This is a genomic window from Streptomyces sp. P9(2023), from assembly GCF_032436795.1.
In the GTDB taxonomy this organism is placed as follows: domain Bacteria; phylum Actinomycetota; class Actinomycetes; order Streptomycetales; family Streptomycetaceae; genus Streptomyces.
Window position 1 is genome coordinate 1 of record NZ_JAUPWM010000714.1, and the last position, 249, is coordinate 249.

General features: G+C 54.6%; 1 protein-coding gene. It reads right to left on the bottom strand.

Going from position 1 to position 249, the window contains the following annotated elements:
• Positions 1-215, bottom strand: a 215-nt coding sequence (locus tag Q5762_RS39200; protein WP_315897094.1) for a hypothetical protein, incomplete at its 3' end; no start/stop codon positions are given.
• Positions 216-249 lie beyond the last annotated feature (34 nt).

A 249-nucleotide genomic window follows, 5' to 3' on the forward strand; every position in this document is an offset into this window, starting at 1 on the left:
GCAAGCCCATTGAGCTGTACAAATTGAGCAGGCGTGATGATGGCTTCCGTGACGCTAATGCTATTGGCTTCAGCAATTTGCGGGCGTGCGGCGGGCGTTCCCAAAATCGTAACGAGGCTATCGACAATATTCCACTCTAACAGTAGGTCTCGAGTGAGGTTATCGCTGTCGGTGTTTTGGGCGAGATCTAGCAGCACGCGCGTGTTGTTGATCAACTCAGCGGCTTCTCGTACGGTCAGGTCGCCGGCG